General features: G+C 40.9%; 12 protein-coding genes. 4 read left to right on the top strand and 8 right to left on the bottom strand.

Features of this window, described 5'->3' with window-relative positions:
• The first annotated feature begins 121 nt into the window (after positions 1-121).
• The 3 genes from bfr (EV695_RS19300) (at position 122) to EV695_RS19290 (ending at position 12,658) form a co-directional block, all read left to right on the top strand.
• Positions 122-598 (top strand): bacterioferritin, encoded by a 477-nt coding sequence (bfr, locus tag EV695_RS19300; RefSeq protein WP_131907640.1) that lies wholly within the window; start codon positions 122-124, stop codon positions 596-598.
• Positions 595-1,062 carry a bacterioferritin gene (gene bfr, locus EV695_RS19295; RefSeq protein WP_131907639.1) on the top strand — a complete coding sequence of 156 codons (468 nt, stop codon included), beginning with the start codon at positions 595-597 and terminating at the stop codon, positions 1,060-1,062. Before bfr (EV695_RS19300) ends, bfr (EV695_RS19295) begins: the two co-directional genes overlap by 4 nt.
• A 535-nt stretch (positions 1,063-1,597) precedes the next feature.
• A complete protein-coding gene (locus EV695_RS19290) occupies positions 1,598-12,658 on the top strand; it encodes an isopeptide-forming domain-containing fimbrial protein (RefSeq protein WP_131907638.1) in 11,061 nt (3,686 codons plus the stop codon).
• A 173-nt stretch (positions 12,659-12,831) separates the two neighbouring features.
• Here EV695_RS19290 and EV695_RS19285 read toward each other — a convergent pair whose 3' ends face one another.
• The 6 genes from EV695_RS19285 to EV695_RS19260 all read right to left on the bottom strand — a co-directional run bounded on the left by EV695_RS19285 (position 12,832) and on the right by EV695_RS19260 (position 18,176).
• On the bottom strand, positions 12,832-13,323 hold the full coding sequence (locus EV695_RS19285; protein WP_131907637.1) for a glutathione peroxidase: 492 nt from the start codon (positions 13,321-13,323) through the stop codon (positions 12,832-12,834).
• A gap of 51 nt (positions 13,324-13,374) precedes the next feature.
• Positions 13,375-14,193, bottom strand: a complete 819-nt coding sequence (locus tag EV695_RS19280; RefSeq protein ID WP_131907636.1) for an SHOCT domain-containing protein — start codon at positions 14,191-14,193, stop codon at positions 13,375-13,377.
• 270 nt (positions 14,194-14,463) lie between these two features.
• The gene (locus EV695_RS19275; RefSeq protein ID WP_131907635.1) at positions 14,464-14,994 is read right to left on the bottom strand and encodes a phospholipase D-like domain-containing protein; all 531 of its coding nucleotides are present in this window, start codon (positions 14,992-14,994) and stop codon (positions 14,464-14,466) included.
• Between the two features lie 94 nt (positions 14,995-15,088).
• Positions 15,089-16,366, bottom strand: coding sequence for a glycerophosphodiester phosphodiesterase family protein (locus EV695_RS19270; protein WP_131907634.1), 1,278 nt, complete (start codon positions 16,364-16,366; stop codon positions 15,089-15,091).
• A 242-nt stretch (positions 16,367-16,608) separates the two neighbouring features.
• Entirely contained in the window at positions 16,609-17,250 is a 642-nt protein-coding gene (locus EV695_RS19265) for a bifunctional 4-hydroxy-2-oxoglutarate aldolase/2-dehydro-3-deoxy-phosphogluconate aldolase (RefSeq protein ID WP_131907633.1), read from the bottom strand.
• Positions 17,251-17,429: 179 nt separating this feature from the next.
• The gene (locus EV695_RS19260; protein WP_131907632.1) at positions 17,430-18,176 is read right to left on the bottom strand and encodes an SDR family NAD(P)-dependent oxidoreductase; all 747 of its coding nucleotides are present in this window, start codon (positions 18,174-18,176) and stop codon (positions 17,430-17,432) included.
• Positions 18,177-18,525: 349 nt separating this feature from the next.
• Between EV695_RS19260 and EV695_RS19255 the strand changes: the two genes are divergently transcribed.
• A complete protein-coding gene (locus EV695_RS19255; RefSeq protein WP_207907162.1) occupies positions 18,526-19,428 on the top strand; it encodes an SMP-30/gluconolactonase/LRE family protein in 903 nt (300 codons plus the stop codon).
• Between the two features lie 43 nt (positions 19,429-19,471).
• On the opposite strand, the gene uxuA is transcribed toward EV695_RS19255, so the two are convergent.
• Both uxuA and EV695_RS19245 read right to left on the bottom strand, forming a co-directional pair.
• Positions 19,472-20,641, bottom strand: a complete 1,170-nt coding sequence (uxuA, locus tag EV695_RS19250; RefSeq protein WP_131907631.1) for a mannonate dehydratase — start codon at positions 20,639-20,641, stop codon at positions 19,472-19,474.
• A gap of 59 nt (positions 20,642-20,700) precedes the next feature.
• Entirely contained in the window at positions 20,701-21,615 is a 915-nt protein-coding gene (locus EV695_RS19245) for a sugar kinase (protein ID WP_131907630.1), read from the bottom strand.
• Positions 21,616-21,629: the final 14 nt, after the last annotated feature.

Raw genomic sequence — 21,629 nt, 5'->3', positions numbered from 1 at the left:
GGTTATAGTAAACGAATAATAATCATTCTCATTTGTATTTGCAAGTGAGAATGGATATTATTTGTATCTTAGAATTTATAAAGCAATAAGCCATTAAAAGGACACAAGAAAAGGAACCGACATGAAATTTAACGGAAACCAGAAAAGCATTCTAAATGCTGCACTTAAAAATCAATTAACCGCAATTAATCAATATTTTCTTCATGCAAGGATGTTGAATCACTGGGGCTTGAAAAGCCTTAATTCCGATGAATACAAACGTTCGATTAAAGCGATGAAATACGCTGACAGCCTAATTGAAAGAATTCTATTCATGGAAGGTTTGCCAAACCTGCAGGACTTAGGAAAATTATTTATAGGTGAAGATACTGAAGAGATTATCGAAAATGATATCAAGATGGTTGAAGCAACCATTGAGCAGTTAAGAGAGGCAATAAAATCCTGCGAAGATCAGCAAGATTATGTGTCTCGTGAACTGTTAGAAAGCATACTGACTTATGAAGAAGACTCTCTAGATTGGCTCGAAACCCAGCAATGGCAAATAGAAAATACAGGGATTGAGAATTATACGCAAAGCAAAATGGGAGAGCAGGAATGAAAGGCAGTAACAAAGTAATTGCTATATTAAAAGAGTTACTGGCGGGTGAACTTGCAGCGAGAGATCAATACTTCATACATTCAAGAATGTATGAAGATTGGGGGCTATCAAAACTATATGAACGCATTCATCACGAAATGCAGGAAGAGACTGATCACGCTGATGCGATGATTAAAAGAATCCTCTTTTTTGAAGAAACTCCAGACCTCAATAAACAAGAACAAATCAACATCGGTAGCGATGTAGTAAGCATGTTAAAAAGCGATTTGGCTTTAGAGTATAAAGTTGCCGATGATCTGAAAGCCGCAATCAAAATATGCGAAGAAGAAAAAGACTTTGTATCCAGAGATATGTTGCTTCTACAATTAAAAGATACTGAAGAAGATCATGCTTACTGGTTAGAACAGCAACTAGGTTTAATCGATAAAATCGGCCTGCAGAATTATTTGCAATCTCAAAGCTAATCAATCAGATAACTTAATAGTAAGGTTCTATGAGAGCGGTTGCTTGGGATTTCTTCTCAAGCAGCTGCGTTTAGTAAAACATTAATGAGAAAGGGTTTGCCCTTTATCTCGTTTGATTTTTGTGAATGACTTCAGCACGTTTTAATATGGTTTGATAATCATGTTGGTTATAAATGAGATTGCGTTTAAAAAAGCCCTATAAGTAGGGGGGGTGCCTTTGAAATAGATTAAGGGTTATGTAGAGTATGGAAAGATTTCATTTTGTTTAATAAATTTATCCCTGACGAAATTTTAATAACATAAGCATAGCTGTGTGATCGACGAAGCACTGTTTTACAGTTAGTTTCGAGTATGGCTTTTTTTATCTAGTCAGACTAAGGTATTATGAAAAAATGCTCGCAGTGAGATGTTTTGTCGGTTTAACAAAAAATATAATCTGAACATTCACACATAGAGACGACACAAATTGCATAGCTATATAAGAATTATAAAAACAAGGCTATTTATTATAAGGATATATAAAAAAGGGTAAAAAATGGGCTTGTTAAAAGTTGTCTCGATGATGCTTGTTGTATTTGCATTTCAAAGTATCGTTCATGCAGCACCGGAACCTACGGCTGATCTTTCAGATGTTCCCGCAGTCTCATTCGCAGGTGAAGAGTTTTGTTTTGATGTCTCTCTCGCTAATACTGGTGATGTTGGGTATGGCCCTTATTTACAATTACAGCTACCTGCTGGCATTTCATTTTCTTCATCGACTTTTCTCGATAACCCAGTTTCTACTCAAAATGTAGGTACTTTCCCTCCTGATCTTATCGATCCATTAACCAATGAAACTGTCACAGGGACGAATGGAAATAGCTTAATAATTATTCAACCTCCTATAGGTTCAATAGTTACAGGTGGGCCAGATTTATATATAAACGTTTGTGCAGATATCGCTGATGATGTGGTTATAGGCGATCAACTCACAATTACTTCCACACCTGTTTTTCAGTTTGGGGATACGGCTACGGGTGATAATGGCCCAATTTCTGGTTCTACAGAAACTACTTCAGTTACACCTTCTTTGGTGGACTTTGAAAAGGTTATGAGCGCAGACGAAGGAGAAAGTACTCCAGGCTCTAGTTGGCCGGTGTCGTATCAGTTAGTGGCAGATATCGCTAATGGTAATACTATTTCAAACCTTGAGTTTAATGATGTTTTGCCAAGTCAATTACAGTATGTTGCAGGATCGTTAAGTGTTACAGGTGGAAATGGGTGTGTACCTTCGGTAAACGGCCAAACTATCAAGGTCGATTGTGTCAATGCCACCGGCACGGCGGTTGATAACGATGTTGTCGTTTCTTATCAGGCTTTTGTAACAGACGTACTTGAAGAGTCTGCTTGTAGTAGTGATGTAATCACGAATACGTCCAGTTTTGATGCCCAAAGGTATGATTCTGTAACCAGCACTAACACTGCGATTACAACGATCACTTCAGAAGAAACGCTTACAACATCACACGTTGTAATGCAGAAATCTGTGACCCCGGGAGTCGCACCAAGTTATGTTTCGCCCGGTGATTCTTTAACTTACACAGTTAATTTGCAAACCTCAGATTTTGGTACCGTAAATAGTTTGGTTTTTAATGATTTGTTGCCAGATGGTTTGGAAAACTTCAATGCCGTTTCAGTGACAGGTCCAACTGGTCCGCTTACGATTGTACCAGTAGTGACCAATAACACAGATGGAACAATTGGGGTTGTTTACGATATTCATGCAGTTTCAGGTGATTTGCCGCCAGCTTCAGAAATCACAATAGTTTACACGGCTGATATCGCTCAATTCTATACAAACCCTAATACACCCGTTAAAGCTAATGATTTTTTAACCAATAGTGCATTAATAAATTATGGATTAGTTGAAGGCGCAAGTAATTGTTCGGATGTTAGTAGTGCTACCGTTTCAATACGCCCGTTAGCTTTAACTAAAGAGATTTTGAATGCTCAAACAGAATACCAACCCGGAGATGTAGTTACTTTTAGACTAACGATGAGTATTCCATCTGGGGATACATCAAATATTGTTTTTGATGATTTTTTTCCTTTACCAGTTTTCGATGTAAGTACTTTAAATTTGGCTTTTGGTAGTGATATTCGACTAGCAGCCTCAGATACTTTGGGTATTGTTCCCACAAATATATCAATAGACTCTGTGGCGAATAAATTATCAATAAATTGGCCAGACGTTAGTACTATTAGTCCTCAAGTTTTAGCTGTTGATATAGATATCAAGGTTGGGACGCAACCTTTTGCTGATAATCTCAGTCTTTCTAATTTATTTCAGGCATCCACCAGCAATACGCCAACACCTGCGGCAATTGTGAATTTGGGTTTAGCAGGTATTAAAGTTGGTGCTCCCGTTCTTGAAATAACAAAGGGTGTAGTAAGTTCGACAAATTCGAATAGCGTTATCGATGCGGCAACTGTGCCTGTTGATTCAAATCTGATAGCTGCTGATGCAAGTGACACTATTACTTATGAGATTACTGTAGAGAATATTGGTGGTGCCCCAGCGAGGAGTATTCAGGTTGCTGATGATCTTGGCCTGCCAGCAAATTTGTTAGAAAATTGTAGTGTAGTCTCTGTTGTAAATGGAAATGGGACAAGCTTAGCTTACTCAGTATCACCAACTTTTAATGGGGTCATAAACCTTACAGACCAACTTGAACAAAATGATGGAGATCCAATAGATGGTGGGGCTCCTTATAGTACTGATACTGCACTCATAAGGATCGCTTGTAATGTTTCTCAGGCTGTTGTCGCTAATCAAATAATTACAAATACAAGTTCTGCGGTTTGGACCTCTGATATAGGTGAAGCATTATTTCCTGCTGTCACAGATGATGCAACGATAACTATAAGTGCACCAGAAATAGAAAAAACGATTTTAACTTCTGGAACTACTTTTACTATCGGCGACATCATTAGGTATGAGATTACTTATACCGTTCCTGAGTTAACATTAAACGATGTTTTGCTGCATGATCAGCTCGACCCTGGTTTAGCATTTGTAAATGTAAATACTCACACCATTGATCGTAGCGCTGATGTAACTTCTAACACGAGTGTTTTTAATATTAGCAACAATGGTAGGACCTTAGATTTAAATTTAGGTACTGTTGTTAACAGTAATAATGATAACTCTCAAATAGAAACTATAAAAATTGCATATGATGTTGTTGTTGTTAATGACACAAATGCCAATGCTGGTGATACTTTAAATAATACCGCAATAATAACGAGCACTAACTCGAGCAGTGGTAATACTTCCGCAGACGATATAACAATTTTAGAGCCTAATATTGTTGTCGATAAAACTGTCGCATCCGGAGTGGGTCCTTACGATGCAGGAGATACCGTTACTTATGACTGGCATATTCGTCAAGAAGGTACAAACTTAACTACTGCTTATGATGTGATATTAATCGACACGCTGCCATCAAATGTCACTTATGTGGCTAATTCACTTCAGCAAGTATCAGGTAGCTGTAGTCTGATTGTAACTGACGATACAACCCTAGGTGTCTTAACTGCTACGGCTTTAAGTTTTACGGCTACAGATGATTGTCACTATCAATATCAAGTGGTTTTAGATGTGGCAGTTACAGCTGGGGTAAGCTTGAATAATACCGTAGATATTGACTGGACTAGTCAGGCAGGCACTGTGGCTGGTCCCATTTCTATTTATAATGCAGATAGCTGCGAAAGAACTTCTGCAACTAACCCTGAATGTGGTAGTGGAAATGATTACGATGTAGAGGATAGTGCCACGATTGATATTCGTGAAGTTGTTATAAAAAAATTATCAGAAAGCACTTCCGAAACGACAACGACCAAAGCTGAAGATAGAACAGGAACAATAGACCTGTCCATTGGTGAAACTGCTACTTATAGCTTGACGATAACTGTTCCTGAGGGCACCAGTGAAGAAATTGTCGTCACAGATAATTTTCCTGCAAATGCAGCCGTTGTTATGGAATTCGTATCTGTAGATAGCGTGTCAATAGGAAGCAGTCTAACAACCGCGAATACACCTGTTGGAGTAGTAAGTGATGCTCGTCTCGGTGATGGGATACTTGATAGGGTAGTTTGGGATTTTGGCAAAGTAGTAAACAGCTCGATAGATGGTATAGATAACAATGACGATAATGACGAAAGAATAATTATTGTGGTTACTGGTAGGATTGTTGATAACGTTAAAAATACAAGTGGTGACCGTGCAAGAAACATTTCTTCTATTAGCTTTGGTCCAGGTTTAACAGATACCTCTTTAGTCGCTCTTGATGTTGTTGAACCACTGCTTGAAATTAATAAGAGTAGTACTACAACAACAGCCGATGCTGCTGATGATGTTACTTTTACTCTACGTGTTAACCATAGTTCCGCTTCTACTCAGGAAGCGTTCGACCTTATCGTTACGGATCTGATACCAGCTGGTTTGGTTTATGTTGATGGTTCCTTACAACAGTCGACTTTAGCTAGTTGTTCAGTAATGGCTACTCTGGATGATAGCGATCCCACTGTAGTGGGAATTAATGCACGCTTTGATAACCTCCCTAAAACAGATGTTTGCGAACTCACTTTTGATGCAAAACTTGATAATTCAGTTAATCCTAATCAAATAATTACGAATACTGCTAATCTGCAATGGGATAGCTTGGTTGCAGATGATGATGCCAATGAACGAAATTATTCTATAAATGATGATCACCAGATTACTGTATCAAGCCCAGGTGTTTCTAAAGTGGTTTTTGAAACTTCAGAAGTAACTTCTGATGCGAGTGTTAATGGTCTTGAAGAGGATGTAACGATTGGTGAAAGAGTTACTTATAGATTTACGGCGACCATACCAGAAGGAGAATCAAACTCAGTCATAATCACTGATCAGTTGCCAAACACAGGAGTGGTGTTAAGAAAGATTAGCTCCAGAATTGTTAGTATTGGTAGCAATCTTGGATTAACTGCTTCAGCTGGTGATGTTGGGGATGATTGTTCACTCGCTAACGCCTGCGATAGTAATAATGATGGTGAGCCAGACCTTGCTGAGTGGAATCTAGGAACCATTGTGAATACACCAGACGGATCAAATGATACGAATGATGAAATAGTGTTTGGAGTCGTTGCTGTTGTGACGGATGCAACAGTTAACACAGGAACTGACGATGATGTTGTAAACACAGCTGTAATTTCCTTTGGTTCTGGCCAGATGGTAAGCGGTTCTGTAGCTATTGATATTGTTGAACCAAAATTAAGTATTTCTAAACAAGCAACTCCTGCGGCTTCGCCATTTATAGTTGATGCAGGCGATGTGGTTACTTTTGAGATTGAAGTCAGTCATGACGCAGATTCAAACGCAGATGCTTTCAACATTCAATTGATTGATACCCTGGCGAACGACGGTTCGACAACAGTAATGCAATGGAATGGTGATGGAAATATTGGTGGCACCTGCATAGGTACAGTTGTAGATTCGAGCGCTAGTGGGGCATTCCCATTTAATGTGATTTTTGATGTGCCCACATTGGATACTGCCACTGGAAGTTGTACGATTACTTATGAAGTGCTTGTCGATACTTTAGCGACTCCTGGGCAGACTTTACAGAATTCAGTGGCTTTAGAATATGATTCCACACCGGTATTTGTTGCCACTGAAACCCGAAGTTCAACTGACAATGCTACAGCAGATGTCATTGTTTCTGCGCCAAGTATGATGGTGAAAGAAGTTACTGCAAGTAGTTTATCTGATACGGGTCAAAGTCAACATGGTGCTAACTTACAGGATTTAGCAATAGGTGAAGAGGTTACTTATACTATTTCCCTGAAATTCCCTGAGGGCACCACTAAGAATGTAATTCTGACCGATGTAATGCCGTCGGGCACTGATGGTGTTATTGAAATGGCAGGGCCTCCAATTGTTACCCTTGGCAATAAGGTTTCTACTAGTTTGTCTGATGTAAGTGTCAATCCAGCTAATGATGGTTTTACTATTGATTTTGGTACGGTAACAAATCTACCAGATAACGTTGATACATCTGATGACTTAATCTCGGTTACAGTAACGGGCGTAGTGACCGACAACGTATCGAATGTCGATGGGGCACAGCCCGTTAATTCAGCTACTTTTAGCTATACTGATGCTGCATCAACTGTACAGAATCTAACTGATACTGCGATTGTCGATATTGTTGAGCCTAAAATGCTTATTAATAAAACGATGACTGTTGATAATGGATTGGCAACAATCACAATTGACTTAGAGAATACCGGAACAGCTAGCGCTTATGATATTCAGATTGAAGATGTTCTAGATTTAGCAAATTGGGATACTAGCCAAATTATTCCAACAACAGTTCCAGCTGGATTCACTTTGACCACAGTTTCCGGACCTAATCCAACTGAAACTACAGTTTTAATGACAACGGATGATAGTGCAACGGCCCCCACGAATTCTATAGAACCTAGTGAAACAATCTCCTTCGTGTTCACAGTCCCCGTTCAACCAGGTATTTCCACTATTGATAATACGGCAACCAATACAATTTCAACGACAGTTCCGGGTAGCAGTCCAAATGAGAGGAATGAGCCTGAAGTGGCTGAAACTGAGACCTTATTAATTCCTTTAATCGAATTAGAGAAAACTGCTGCCGCATTTTCCGATACTAACAGTGATGGAGAAGTGGGTGGAGTTGGCGATGAGATTACTTATATCTTTAATGTTAAAAATACTGGTGGCGTTGATTTAACTAATATAGTGGTTGTAGATACAAACTCTGCTGTTTCAATCTCTGGTAACCCTATTAGTATAGCTGTTGGCGGGTCAGATAATTCAATAACTGGTACTTATGAAATAACTCAAGAAGATATGGATTTAGGGACCATTACGAATACAGCAACAGTTACTGCAGATGGGCCTACTGGGACAGGTTCCACAAGTGATGTATCCGATGATCCTACAGATGCAGATAATGTCGATATTAATGGAGATGGTGAACCCGACGACCCCACCATAGTGACCTTACCGAGAAATCCATCGTTCAACATGGAAAAAACGACAGTACCTTCCTCGATAACAGTTCCCGGTATTATTACTTATGTTTTTACTTTTACGAATATAGGTAATATTGACCTGACAAATTTAGCGGTAAATGACCCTGATATAGATGTAAATTCATTGGTCTGTAATGGCGACTCTGACTCAGATGGGGCTATTGATAATCTTGCAATTGATGGTGTTCAAACGTGTACTGCTGAGAGAACAATTTCACAGGCACAAATAAATGCAGGTACGGCAATAACTAATTCTGCTACAGCGTCAGCCACAGATTTAGATGGAATTTCTCCGGTTTCTGAATCTGATACTTCAGATAACAGCACCAGCACACCAATAGCACAATCGCCAAGATACAATATGGTGAAGACGGCGAGTCCTGCGAGTATCAGTGAGCCAGGCAGTATCACCTATACCTTTACGTTTACTAATACGGGTAATGTAGCGTTAACGAATTTGACCGTTGCTGATGATGATATTGACTCGGCACTGGTTTGCCCGAATGGAACCCAGATAGATTTATTACCCGTAGGCACAGCAACGAAGTCGTGTACCGCAACTCGTGTTGTTACTCAAGAACAGATCAACACGGGAACTCCGTTATTAAATACAGCTATGCCAAGTGCAAACGGCCCGAATGGAATAGGTCTTGCAGCAGAAGACTCCACCACGGATAACACCACTGAAACTACTATTGCTCAAAGTCCAAGTTACAATATGGTGAAGACAGCAAGCCCCGCGAGTATCAGTACACCGGGTAACATCACCTATACGTTTACGTTTACCAATACGGGTAATGTGGCGTTAACGAATTTGACTGTTGCTGATAATGATATTGATTCAGTTCTTGATTGCCCGAATGGTACTCAAATAGATCTATTACCCGTAGGCACGACGACGAAATCGTGTACCTCTACTCGCGCAGTCAGTCAGGAACAGATCAATGCCGGAACGACCTTAACCAACACAGCAACCCCGACAGCTTATGGTCCAAATGGCACAGGTGTTGTCACAGAAGATTCCACCGCAGATAACACGGCTGAAACATCAATCACTCAATCACCCAGTTACAATATGGTGAAGACAGCAAGCCCTGCGAGTATCAGTTCTCCGGGTAACATTACTTATACGTTTACGTTTACCAATACGGGTAATGTGGCGTTAACGAATTTGACCGTTGCTGATGATGATATTGACTCGGCACTGGTTTGCCCGAATGGAACCCAGATAGATTCATTGGCAGTAGGCACAGCGACGAAATCGTGTACCGCTACTCGTGCAGTCAGTCAGGAACAGATCAATGCAGGAACCACGTTAACCAACACAGCGACACCGATTGCTTATGGTCCAAATGGCTCAGGTGTTGTTACCGAAGATTCCACCGCAGATAACACGGCTGAAACAACAGTTAGTCAATCACCGAGTTACAATATGGTGAAGACGGCAAGCCCCGCGAGTATCAGTACTCCGGGTGACATCACCTATACGTTTACATTTACCAATACGGGTAATGTGGCGTTAACGAATTTGACCGTTGCTGATGATGATATTGACTCGGCTCTGGTTTGTCCGAATGGAACCCAGATAGATTCATTGCCAGTAGGCACAGCGACGCAATCGTGTACCGCTACTCGTGCAGTCAGTCAGGAACAGATCAATGCAGGAACGACCTTAACCAACACAGCGACACCGATTGCTTATGGTCCAAATGGCACAGGTGTTGTTACCGAAGATTCCACCGCAGATAACACGGCTGAAACATCAGTCACTCAATCACCGAGTTACAATATGGTGAAGACGGCAAGCCCCGCGAGCATCAGTTCTCCGGGTGACATCACCTATACGTTTACGTTTACCAATACGGGCAATGTGGCGTTAACGAATTTGACCGTTGCTGATAATGATATTGATTCAGTTCTTGATTGCCCGAATGGAACCCAGATAGATTCATTACCGGTAGGCACGGCGACGCAATCGTGTACCGCTACTCGGGCAGTCAGTCAGGAACAGATCAATGCAGGAACGACCTTAACCAACACGGCGACACCGACAGCTTATGGTCCAAATGGCACAGGTGTTGTCACAGAAGATTCCACCGCAGATAACACGGCTGAAACAACAGTTAGTCAATCACCGAGTTACAATATGGTGAAGACGGCGAGTCCTGCGAGCATCAGTACACCGGGTAACATCACCTATACGTTTACATTTACCAATACGGGTAATGTGGAGTTAACGAATTTGACTGTTGCTGATGATGATATTGACTCAGCTCTGGTTTGTCCGAATGGAACCCAGATAGATTCATTGCCGGTAGGCACGGCGACGAAATCGTGTACAGCTACTCGCGCAGTCAGTCAGGAACAGATCAATGCAGGAACGACGCTAACCAACACGGCGACACCGACAGCTTATGGTCCAAATGGCACAGATGTTGCCACAGAAAACTCAACGACAGATAACACTGCTGAAACTCCTGTCACTCAATCGCCGAGTTACAATATGGTGAAGACAGCAAATGTAAGTGAAATATCAGAACCCGGAATAATTACTTATACCTTTGAATTTACAAATACCGGTAATATCGATTTATTGGATCTCAGTATTAGCGACCTTGATATAGACGCAGGTTCTTTAGTTTGTGAAGACGATGATGATTCCAATGATGATGAAACAGATACTGATGAAAGTATTCCATTGCTTATCGTGGGCACAGACACTAAAAGCTGTACTGCTGAAAGAATAATTTCTCAAGACCAGATTAACTCTGGCATCGATTTGGTGAACACAGCAGTACCTACCGCCAATGTAGGATATACGCTTCCGAACGGTGATCCGGTTGTTGTAGAGGAAGATGATGACTTAGATAACACTGCAACGACGACAGTTGATCAAAATGCTGGGTTTAATATGGTTAAAACGGTGAGTGCACAAAATATCAGTGCGCCAGGGAGCTTAATCTATACCTTTACTTTTACGAATACGGGCAATGTTGATTTAACCAATCTGACAGTCATGGATGCTGACATTAATCCGGGTAGCCTGGTTTGTGAGGGAGATCTGGATGGCGATACGGCTGTAAATATTGATGTTCTAGAAGTAGGTGCTACTACAAAAGCATGTACTGCAACGAGAACAGTTACTCAAGATCAGATAAATGCTGGAATAGCCTTAACCAATACCGCCACTCCTGACGTCAAAGGTCCTGACGGTATTACAGATGTCAATGAAACCAATATCGCTGATAACTCAGTAACAACTAGCATCGTTCAGCAACCAGCTTTTGATATGGTAAAGACTGCTGAGCCTGCTGAAATAACAGCACCGGGTAATATTACCTATACATTTACTTTTACCAATTCAGGTAATGTTTTGTTAACTAATTTGACGGTAAATGATCTTAATATTGATGCTGCTACTTTGGCGTGTACCGATGATAGTGACGGTATTGCGGGTATAGATTCATTGGGTCTTGGTGCAACTAAAGTATGTACTGCAACAAGAGAAGTGACTCAAGAACAGATTAACGCAGGTAGTGATTTAACCAATACCGCAACAGCAAATGTGAAAGGCCCTAATGGAACTATAGACGTTGTTGAATCTGATCTGGAAAATAACAGTACAGTGACACCAATAACGCAGACACCAGCATTTAATATGGTCAAGACTGCAAGCCCTGAGGATATATCTGAGCCAGGTGTCATCACGTATGAGTTTATTTTTACAAATAATGGTAATGTAGATTTAACGGATTTAGTGATTACTGACATCAATATCGACACTGGAACACTTACTTGTAGCAACGATGCTAATTCTGATGCGATTATTGATACTTTGCCTGTTGGCACAGAAACAGTATCTTGTACCGCTTTGAGAACAGTGACCCAAGATCAGATTAATGCGGGAGATGCATTAGAGAATACTGCAACATCAGTAGCGACAGCTCCTGATGGAAATGGAGGCATCATTTCACTTGCAGAAACAGATGAGTCTGATAACAGCACCATTACGCCCGTTATACAAAATCCTTCATATAATATGATCAAAACTGCTGAGCCAGAAGTAATCACAGAAGCGGGTGAAATTACTTATACCTTTACATTTACCAATACCGGAAATGTGGATTTGGCGAATCTAAAAGTGATCGATGAAAATATTGATGCAGACACTATGATTTGTATGGGAGATAGTGATTTTGATCTGGATATTGATGAACTCGCTCCAAATTCATCTGTCACTTGTACTGCTTTAAGGACGATCACGCAGGCACAACTTGCCACACGTGAGCCTATTATCAACGAAGCCACATCAGCAGCTGAGACTTTAAATGGTTCTGAAGTTGTTGAGGAATTCAACTTACTTGATAATAGAGTGAGTACCCCAGTTATTTATACCCCAACATCAATTCCTACATTGTCCGAATGGATGTTGGTATTGTTATCAATGATATTATTGTTAATTGGATACAATCAGCAGCAGGCTAGAGTATCTAGAAGACTCTAATGAGCATGAGGAAGCTTGGTTTTTTTCTATCAAATTGGAAGAAGGCTCGGCGATAGCTCTATAAATTTCATATCAAACAGTCAAACTCTAAGAAAAGTTGGGGTTTGACTGTGTTATAGCTACGTAACTTTCTTTCGTTACTAAATTAATTGTTTGGGATTAGGTGCTATAAATTAAGCATTGTGAATGCTTTTTAACACTTCAATAATATCCGCTTCCAGATCTTCCGGTTCTGTCTTGGGACTAAAACGTTTGTATGGCTTTCCATCAGGTGCAATAAGGAATTTTGTGAAATTCCATTTTATAGTGCTACCAAGCATGCCGCCGAGTTTTTTCTTCAAATAAACAAAGATAGGATGAGTGTCTGCACCGTTAACATCAATTTTTTCAGTGAGCGGAAAAGTGACGCCGTGATTTATTCTGCACACTTCAACAACTGTTTCGTTGCTTTCAGGTGATTGACTTAAAAACTGATTACATGGAAAACCTAAGACTATCAGGCCTTGGTCTTTGTACTTTTGATACAAAGACTCAAGCCCATCAAACTGGGGTGTTAGCCCGCATTTAGTCGCGGTATTTACAATAAGCACTGCTTTGCCGTTGAAGTCCGACATATTTATCGGGTTTCCAGCAGGATCATAAATGCTTAAATCATAAAAACTCATGGTAGTACCTTAGAGAAATCTTGTTCTATTCTGAATATATTTAAATTTCTGTTAAATACGCGAAAGCAGTTCAGTTTTTTTCGTGTTGAATTCGTCATCAGTCAAAGCACCAGATTCATGTAATTTTGCTATCTTTTCAATTAGCGCAATAATTCCATCTGTTGAAGAATCATCTACTGACAAATTGTTCATGTTGTTAGGCATTGGCTCTGGTATTTGCTCTGGCATAGTGTTGTTTGTATTCGCAGGGCTAAAGTTGTCATTGCTATTTTGGTTGGTAACATCAGAAGCTTGAGCAAAGTTAGTTTGCTTTTGTGGGGCAATTCCCGCGCCTGATATTATCGGTAAAGTATCAACTGCGATGGTGCCGTACTGACTACTAAACGTAAGCGATGTATCGCCGCCTTGCTGTTGGCTAACACCACCAATATTGTTGTCGAGCGTGTCATACACTGTCACTTGTCCATTAAGTTCAATAGCAAGTCGATTTGGAAAAACGGCATAACGAATATTATTTTGAGCGCCACTACTAGATGGAGAGCCAAGATCACCCGGCCACCATTGATTGCTTGCTCTTGAGCCTACGGGTGCTGGTGGAAACATTTGTGTATTAGCCAGAGCATTTGATAGTTCGTTGCAAAGGTTATCAACGGTTGCTTTCAAACCATTGTTGAACATGTCGCCAACCATGGTCATGCCGCCTCGCATCCATTGTCCTGATCCACCGAGTTCTGGGCAATTAAATTGAGCCATACTGCCACCGCCTTGATTGACGGCTCCTAGCATATAAATAACGGCTTCTTGACTAAGGTTATAACGTTGCGCCAAATCGTTAACGATATTTTGACCAGCGGAAGTGAGTTGTTGCATTGAGTGAATTCCTTAAAGAATATAGTTGTTAAGTTATTGGGTAATAACTTGGGGGAGGGTATTTTTGTGCAGTATATACCTCTAAGTAATTTCTGGAGTGTTTATTTAGGCCGTTTGTCTCTATTTTCAGGTCTATTGTGTTTATTTCCGATTTAATTTTGAAAATCTGGCAAATATTGGTATTTAATTATATTGAAAGGCACCTCCCCACTTATAGGCGTTTTTTTCTTCCATTTTTAAAAACGAAGATAAAGTCTTTTGTTGAAGGGTTTAATTCATCTCATCAATAGGATCTGGGCAGTAATCTCGCCTGCGGCAATTGCCACATTGTTCGCCAAGGTAGAGTGAATCTACCCATGCCATCAACTCAGTCAGTTGTTCGCGATCTTCAAACCAAAATCCTGCTTCAAAATTACGACTGTCTTTATGTTTAGCGCCAAGTCCTGCGCCGGTTAGATTTGCACTACCGACAAATGCACCTATACCGTCAATAATAATGGCTTTGGTATGAACACGCGGGCAGAGAATACGATCAAATAACTCGCTTTCAAATAATTCGGGGTAATCATCGAAGTGTTTTCTGAAGCGTGGTCCGGGTTCCTTGGCATGTATTAAGCGAACACCAACGCCGCTCTCTACTAAACGAGATAAGAGTGCCAGTAAGGGCTCGAATCCATGCCCTGTATCTAAATGTAAATCTTTAATGTCTGCAGTCACAATCCAGGCAAAGCGTCGTGCCTCTGGCAGGCGCTTTTCCATGACTTCGTCATAAATATCGCGGTTGAGTAGTAGTTGATGCATATGGTGATCATAGCACTTCTAATCTCTAAAAAAGTGCCTCAAAGTAGGGTAGTAAACATACACACCTCCCTACTTATAGGCATTTTTTTATTGATTACATAGCCGAGCAGTTTGCGTAAAAGGTCGTTGTTGCAGGCCAATCACTGAATACGCCAATTGCCCCCACATCTTTGGCTAAGACATCCAGTACAGTCAATACGTCACCTTCGTTCTTAATTACACCTGGTTTGTCGCTTTTTGTGCCGTTAATTGATTGGTAATACCAACCACCTGCTGTTCCATCATCGCTGCTTAGATTGCCAGAACGTTCTAATGACCAGGCGATAATTTTCAGACCTGCAGTTTTTGCCTCTTTTGCATATACAGATGGAATTATCTTGCCACTGTCGTCAGTGTCGAGCAAAACCCATAATGGTGGTGCGATAATTTTCACTCCGTCAGCGACTAATTTATCCATGCTAGGACTCCAGGTAGCTGGTGAGCGGTGATCAAATGATTTCCCGTCATATCGATCATCTAAATACACGGCTTGTTTGGCAAAATCAGGTTCTTTCTCAATCCAGTACTTAACATCCTCAAGATTAAAGGATTGTGGAAAGACATTGTCTGGCGATACATTGGCTTCTTTGTATTCATTGATCATTTGTTGAGCGTAGTCTTGTTGAGAATACTTGCCCATGTAAGGCATTTTTACATCTGCTGATTTAAGTTCGGGTGTCATTTTTACACCAAGTTTTTTAAATAACGAGATACTCTCTTTGTGGGTCATTAATGTACCGCGTGTAGCATATAAATCGGTACGCCACTTAGGTGTGCCATTCAAATACTCCGCAACTGTAGTCGCTTTTTTATTTGACGCATCCATTTTGCCTTTCAGTGTTTTGAATTCTGCTAATGTGATATCACTGGCGCAACATTTTGCAGTAGCATTTGCGCCAGTTTCAGCATTATAAGGAGTGAAAGGCACAGAGCATTTGCTTGCTAGTGGTGTTTCCAGAATATTGGTTGTCGTATGTAAATCACATTGTGAGTGGCGACAAACCAATTCTTTGTCTTTAGTGAATGTAACGTCACACTCTACAATTCCTGCTCCCATTGTCGCAGCGGCTTTATAAGATTCGAGTGTGTGCTCAGGAAATTGCATCGGAGCACCGCGGTGCCCAATTGAAAAATCAGAACGGATAAAGTCTGATTTACTCTGACAGTTTGCTAAGCGTTTCTTAAGGTCTCCATCCTTCATATTATCGACTAAGAAAAAAGGACGAGGTCCCAATTGTGCTTTTTTAGTATCGTCTGCATGACTTAGGCTAGTTGTAGCAAGCATAAGAGTTGAAGTTAGAATCAATAACAATTTTATGTTTTTTATGTTCATGAACGTTCCCTGATTGATGTGGTGAGTTAATCCTCGGCGATAATAGGTATGGAATGTTTCACTTATATTAACAAATTGTTAAGGAATGATGACAAGCGTGTATTTGTGGAGTCACAAGGTACATAAATATCCACCGGTGAAATGCTGAACATTACCGATGGATAAGTATTAGGGATGTCTAAAGCTAAAGTTTCATCAGTTTGATTCTGAAAAAAAGCCCATGAAAGTAGGGGGGTGATTTTCTAGTTTTTGAATTTTGCTAATGCCGATGCGGTTATTTCAGTGATTTTATTAAAGTCGCCAGATTTGACTAATTTCGTAGGCGCAACCCAGCTGCCGCCTGCACACAATACATTTTCTAAAGCTAGAAAATCCAGGTAATTGTTTTCATTGATTCCACCAGTAGGGCAGAACTTTGCTTGTTGGAATGGGCCAGAAAATGATTTCAATAAAGGTATTCCACCAACGCTAGTTGCTGGGAATAGCTTGAAGTGAGTGTAACCTAAATCAAGTCCATTCATTATTTCTGAGCCTGTTGAAACGCCCGGTATAAGTGGGAAGTTAATGTCTTTTGCACTTTGTAATAATGAGTCAGTACAGCCTGGGCTAATAGCGAATGACGCGCCAGCATCCCGGACTTTTGCTAAATCATTAGGGTTTAAAACCGTCCCTGCGCCGACCACTGCTGAGGGAACTTCCTTCGCGAGCAGGCTTATTGCGTCCATTGCTGCGGGTGTTCTCAGTGTAATTTCTAACACATTTATTCCACCTGCTATCAAGGCATTTGCCAAATCAATTGATTGCGAGACATCTTCAATTTCTATGACAGGAATGATAGGAGAGAGAGTCATTATCTCTTGTGGTGATAATACGTTATTGCTCATTAGGTTCTGCCTTTTGCTGAATGAATGCTTCTATTGATTTTAATTTAACGACTCATTTAACAATCACTTGGCAAGTAATGGGTCGAAGGGTATGGATTTGTAAATGCGAAAAAAAGTGCCTCAAAGTAGGGGGGTGTGATTGTATTAATCACGCCCCCTCAACTTGATCTTTTCTGGTATTAAGAGAAAGAAATGCCGCCATTGATATCAACGTTATTTCCAGTCATGAAAGATGCTTCATCTGAGGCTAAGAATACCGTTAGGTTGGCTACTTCTTCAGAAGTACCTTCACGTTTTAATGGTGTGATATTAGCAACATGTTGGCGTACTTCATCTTTGGTAAAGATGTTGTGGAAATCTGTATCGATCATGCCTGGGCATAATGAATTTACGCGAATTTTTGGTCCTAATTCTTTTGCCAGGCCACGTGTGTAAGTCATTACTGCGCCTTTAGATGCAGCATAAGCTGTAGCGCCAGGGCCACCACCATCACGGCCTGCTTGAGAAGCAAACGTAACGATTGAACTGCCTTCACCCATGTGAGGAGTACACGCTTTAACGGTCATGAATAATGACGTTAAGTTCAAAGACATTACTGTGTTCCAATGTTCAAGTGTTGATTCTTCGGTTGTCTTACGAGCTACTAAACCACCTGTTACGTGGATTAATGAATCAATGCTGCCGAATGTTTCAACGGTTTTAGCAACCAATGCGTCAACATCTGCCTGATTTGTCATGTCGCCCTGCATGGCAATTGCTTTTCCGCCGGCAGCTTCAATTTCTGATACGGCAGAGTCAGCGCCTTCGCTACTACTGTGGTAGTTGATTACTACATTTGCTCCGGCTTCTGCTAAACGCATCACACATGCGCGTCCGATGTCACGTCCGCCGCCTGTTACGATTGCTGTTTTTCCTTTCATATTCATTTCTGACTCCTATTCGTCTTGTTCGTATGACTATTTAAATTAACTAAGCTCGGGATTTATATTTGATAAAGCTAGTTATAGTGTTTTGATTCAGGTCCTTCTTTTGAAGCAAGCAACTGCACCGATTGTATTGACTTATTATTTTCAATTTTGTTGATCATTATATTCTAGTGCGGTTTGAGTATAATGCAAATATTTACAACAACATTTACAAATTAATTACAAAATAGTGACAGCTTTATAAAAAGGCGGTATAAAAGATTTGTCGACTAAATTAACTTTGAAGAAAGGTTTGTGAGCATTAATTTATAACGTTGACTTATTTTTCAGATATTAAGAGACGAGACCTATGAAGATGTCATTGCCGATTGATTGTGTTTTAGATGCTAAGGCTCAGATTGGCGAAGGTGCTATCTGGTGTTCACAGCAACAAGTTCTATATTGGGTTGATATCTCTGCAGGTGTTCTACATTGTTTTGATCCCGCTAAAAATACAAATAAAAGCTGGGATATGGGTGAAGCCTTAGGTTGTTTTGCCCTGACAAATCGAGCGTCTCTGGTATTAGCTCTGACTTCCGGATTCTATGAGTTTTTCCCCGATACTGAACATAAATTACTATTGAGTGGTCCAGATGTTGCATCGATTAATCAACGATTTAATGATGGTAGTGTTGATTTAATAGGGCGCTTTTATGCAGGAACGATGCGCACCAATGGTGATCATGTCAATGACCCCTCCGGCACCATGTATTCATTAAGTAGCGAGCTTGAAGTGAATGCGGTTATGAGTGGTTTTCATATTATCAATGGTATGGCATTTTCACCAAATGGAGATACTGCTTATGTTTCAGATTCGTTTGCTGCTGTTCAAACTATCTGGGCATACGATTATGATTTGGATGACGGCGTTTGGTCTAACAAGCGAGTATTTCTTGATACCAAAGAATTAGATGGAAGACCGGATGGGGCCGCTATCGATGCAGATGGGTGCTACTGGATGGCAGGAATAAGTGGCTGGGAATTGGTGCGTATTACACCTGAAGGAAAAGTCGATATGAAGATTGAGTTCCCTGTTGAAAAGCCGACTCGCATTGCTTTTGGTGGCTCAAATATGGATACATTGTATGTGACATCATTGGGGGAGGATATTACGGAAGGTACGCACCAGCCCAATGCTGGTGGTTTATTTGCGTTAAAAGTGCCGGGTGTTACGGGTATAGAATTGCCAAGAATGAATTTCTCAGCAAACTAAACGAAAAACCAGGCACTATTTTTCAGTGATCTGAATAAGGGTTTTATGCGGCAGTAAAATGCTCTACGGTTTGCATTACGCCACGAAGCTCCGACATGCCTTTTAAGCGGCCTAAGTACGAATAACCCGGATTAACTTTAGAATCTTTTTCAAATTCCAGTAAATGGCCGTGATCAGGTCGCATAAATATTTCAGACGTTCTGGACTCGTGCGACTCGGCAGTTAGCAAAGCTCTGATAATAGCGATCATGTCCAGATCACCTTCTAAATGTTCTGCCTCATAGAACGAGCCGTCCTTATTGCGAATCACATTTCTAAGATGGGTGAAATGAATGCGGTCTGCGTATTTGCCTGCCATTTTAACCAAGTCATTGTCGGGTCGAGAACCAAAGGAGCCAACACAAAACGTAAGTCCGTTCGCGGGGCTTGGCACTGTCTCGAATAGGTAATCCAGATCATTTTCTGTAGAGACAATTCGCGGTAAACCAAACAGTGGAAACGGTGGATCATCAGGGTGAATCGCCAATGTTATTCCATATTTTTCGGCAGTTGGAATAACAGCTTCAAGAAACGAGACTAAATTATCACGCATATCGTTGTCACTTAAGCTGTCAAAATTTGCGATGCGTTTTGAGAATTCACCGCCACCATGACTTTCTGCACCACCCGGTAAACCTGCGATGATATTTTTTTCGAGTTGCGCTATTTCTTCGGCAGACTTTTCGGCGAGTCTTTGTTTCGCTAGAGATACTGTTGATTCTTCATAGTCCTGATCAGCATTAGGGCGTTTTAACACAAAAACATCGTATGCGACGAAATCGATCATATCAAAGCGTAACGCGATGCCTTTGCCGGTAAGCGAATGCTCCAGGTCTGTACGAGTCCAATCAACGACTGGCATAAAGTTGTAACAGACCGTTTTCACTCCTGCTTCACCGAGGTTTTTGAGCGTTTCTTTCCAGGCAGTTACTTCTTCTGTTGCTGATGCACCTTTGAGTTTTATCTCGTCGCTCATCCAGATCGATTCACAGACATCCCAGGTTAAACCTGCTGATTCAATTTGTTGTTTGTGCTCTAGAATATCTTCTTTAAGCCAGGTTTTTCCGGCGGGATAATCATGAAGCGCACTGACAATACCCTGAGTTCCCGCTTGTTTAATATTTTCAAGAGAGATAGGATCATTTTTACCAAACCAACGCCATGTTCGTTTCATGTTTTTGCCTTGTCTTAAGTTGTGTAGGGAGTCTTATAAATAGTAATGTAGAGTGTAATTTAAACGCTAGCCTGAACAGTCTCAAAAGGAATCAAAGCACCCTTTTCACAGATGACAGTGCCGGCGCATTTTTGCGCAAGTGATATGGATTTTGCAATATCACCTGAACGCATATATTCAGCAAAATAAGCACCATTAAAGGAGTCGCCGGCGGCGGTGGTATCAGTAACACCCTCGATTTCTTTTACAGGAAAGTATTCAACTTTCTCGCCTTCGACAAATAAGGTTTCACTTTCTGCATTCTTAACAACAATCTGTTTAACGCCAAGCGCTCGATAGCGTTCTGCTGTTTCCATTGGGGTTTTATCACCAAAGGTGACTTGCTCATCTTCAAAACTCGGAAGGATAAGATCCGAGATAGCAGCCGTTCTTGTAATGATATCTTTCATCCTTTCTTCGCTTGCCCATAAACGAGGACGAATATTGGGGTCGAAGGCAATAATTGCATTAGGTTTAAGCGCAGAACGTAAACCAGCGATGAGCGTTTCAGCGTCTTCATCTGGCAAGATAGCCATAGTGATCCCTGATAAATATACGATATCAGCATCGGCTACTTGCGCCCAAAGAAGTTCAGCTTGCTTCATCATCTGCTTTGCTGCTGAGGTGTCGCGCCAGTAACTAAACGATCGTTCTGCACCATCTAGATGTATACGGTACAAGCCCGGAACACCATTTTTAATTCTAGGGATGTTGTCACATAAAACTCCGGAGCCTTTAATAAATGCAACCATTTCTTCCGAGCTGTGATCGTCACCAATCGCAGTAAAGAAGCGGATGGAAATATCTTCTGATGCGAGTGCTTTCGCATACCAAAGCGTATTGAATACGTCTCCGGCAAAGTTTTGCTGCCAAAGATTGTCGTGAACTGATGATAGTTCCAGCATGCATTCGCCGATACCTAGTAGTGACTTCATATAAAGCAATCTCT

This window comes from Cocleimonas flava (genome assembly GCF_004339015.1).
Taxonomy (GTDB): Bacteria; Pseudomonadota; Gammaproteobacteria; order Thiotrichales; family Thiotrichaceae; genus Cocleimonas; species Cocleimonas flava.
The sequence above is the reverse complement of the archived record's forward strand: the minus strand, read 5'-3'. Positions and strand labels throughout refer to the sequence as shown.

Excerpts from the sequence above, each read along its gene's own strand:
- EV695_RS19280 (WP_131907636.1), bottom strand. The coding sequence starts at position 14,193 with ATGCAACAACTCACTTCCGCTGGTCAAAATATCGTTAACGATTTGGCG.
- EV695_RS19260 (WP_131907632.1), bottom strand. The coding sequence starts at position 18,176 with ATGAATATGAAAGGAAAAACAGCAATCGTAACAGGCGGCGGACGTGAC.
- EV695_RS19245 (WP_131907630.1), bottom strand. The coding sequence starts at position 21,615 with ATGAAGTCACTACTAGGTATCGGCGAATGCATGCTGGAACTATCATCA.
- EV695_RS19270 (WP_131907634.1), bottom strand. The coding sequence starts at position 16,366 with ATGAACATAAAAAACATAAAATTGTTATTGATTCTAACTTCAACTCTT.
- EV695_RS19275 (WP_131907635.1), bottom strand. The coding sequence starts at position 14,994 with ATGCATCAACTACTACTCAACCGCGATATTTATGACGAAGTCATGGAA.
- uxuA (WP_131907631.1), bottom strand. The coding sequence starts at position 20,641 with ATGAAACGAACATGGCGTTGGTTTGGTAAAAATGATCCTATCTCTCTT.
- EV695_RS19285 (WP_131907637.1), bottom strand. The coding sequence starts at position 13,323 with ATGAGTTTTTATGATTTAAGCATTTATGATCCTGCTGGAAACCCGATA.
- EV695_RS19290 (WP_131907638.1), top strand. The coding sequence starts at position 1,598 with ATGGGCTTGTTAAAAGTTGTCTCGATGATGCTTGTTGTATTTGCATTT.
- EV695_RS19255 (WP_207907162.1), top strand. The coding sequence starts at position 18,526 with ATGAAGATGTCATTGCCGATTGATTGTGTTTTAGATGCTAAGGCTCAG.
- bfr (WP_131907639.1), top strand. The coding sequence starts at position 595 with ATGAAAGGCAGTAACAAAGTAATTGCTATATTAAAAGAGTTACTGGCG.
- EV695_RS19265 (WP_131907633.1), bottom strand. The coding sequence starts at position 17,250 with ATGAGCAATAACGTATTATCACCACAAGAGATAATGACTCTCTCTCCT.
- bfr (WP_131907640.1), top strand. The coding sequence starts at position 122 with ATGAAATTTAACGGAAACCAGAAAAGCATTCTAAATGCTGCACTTAAA.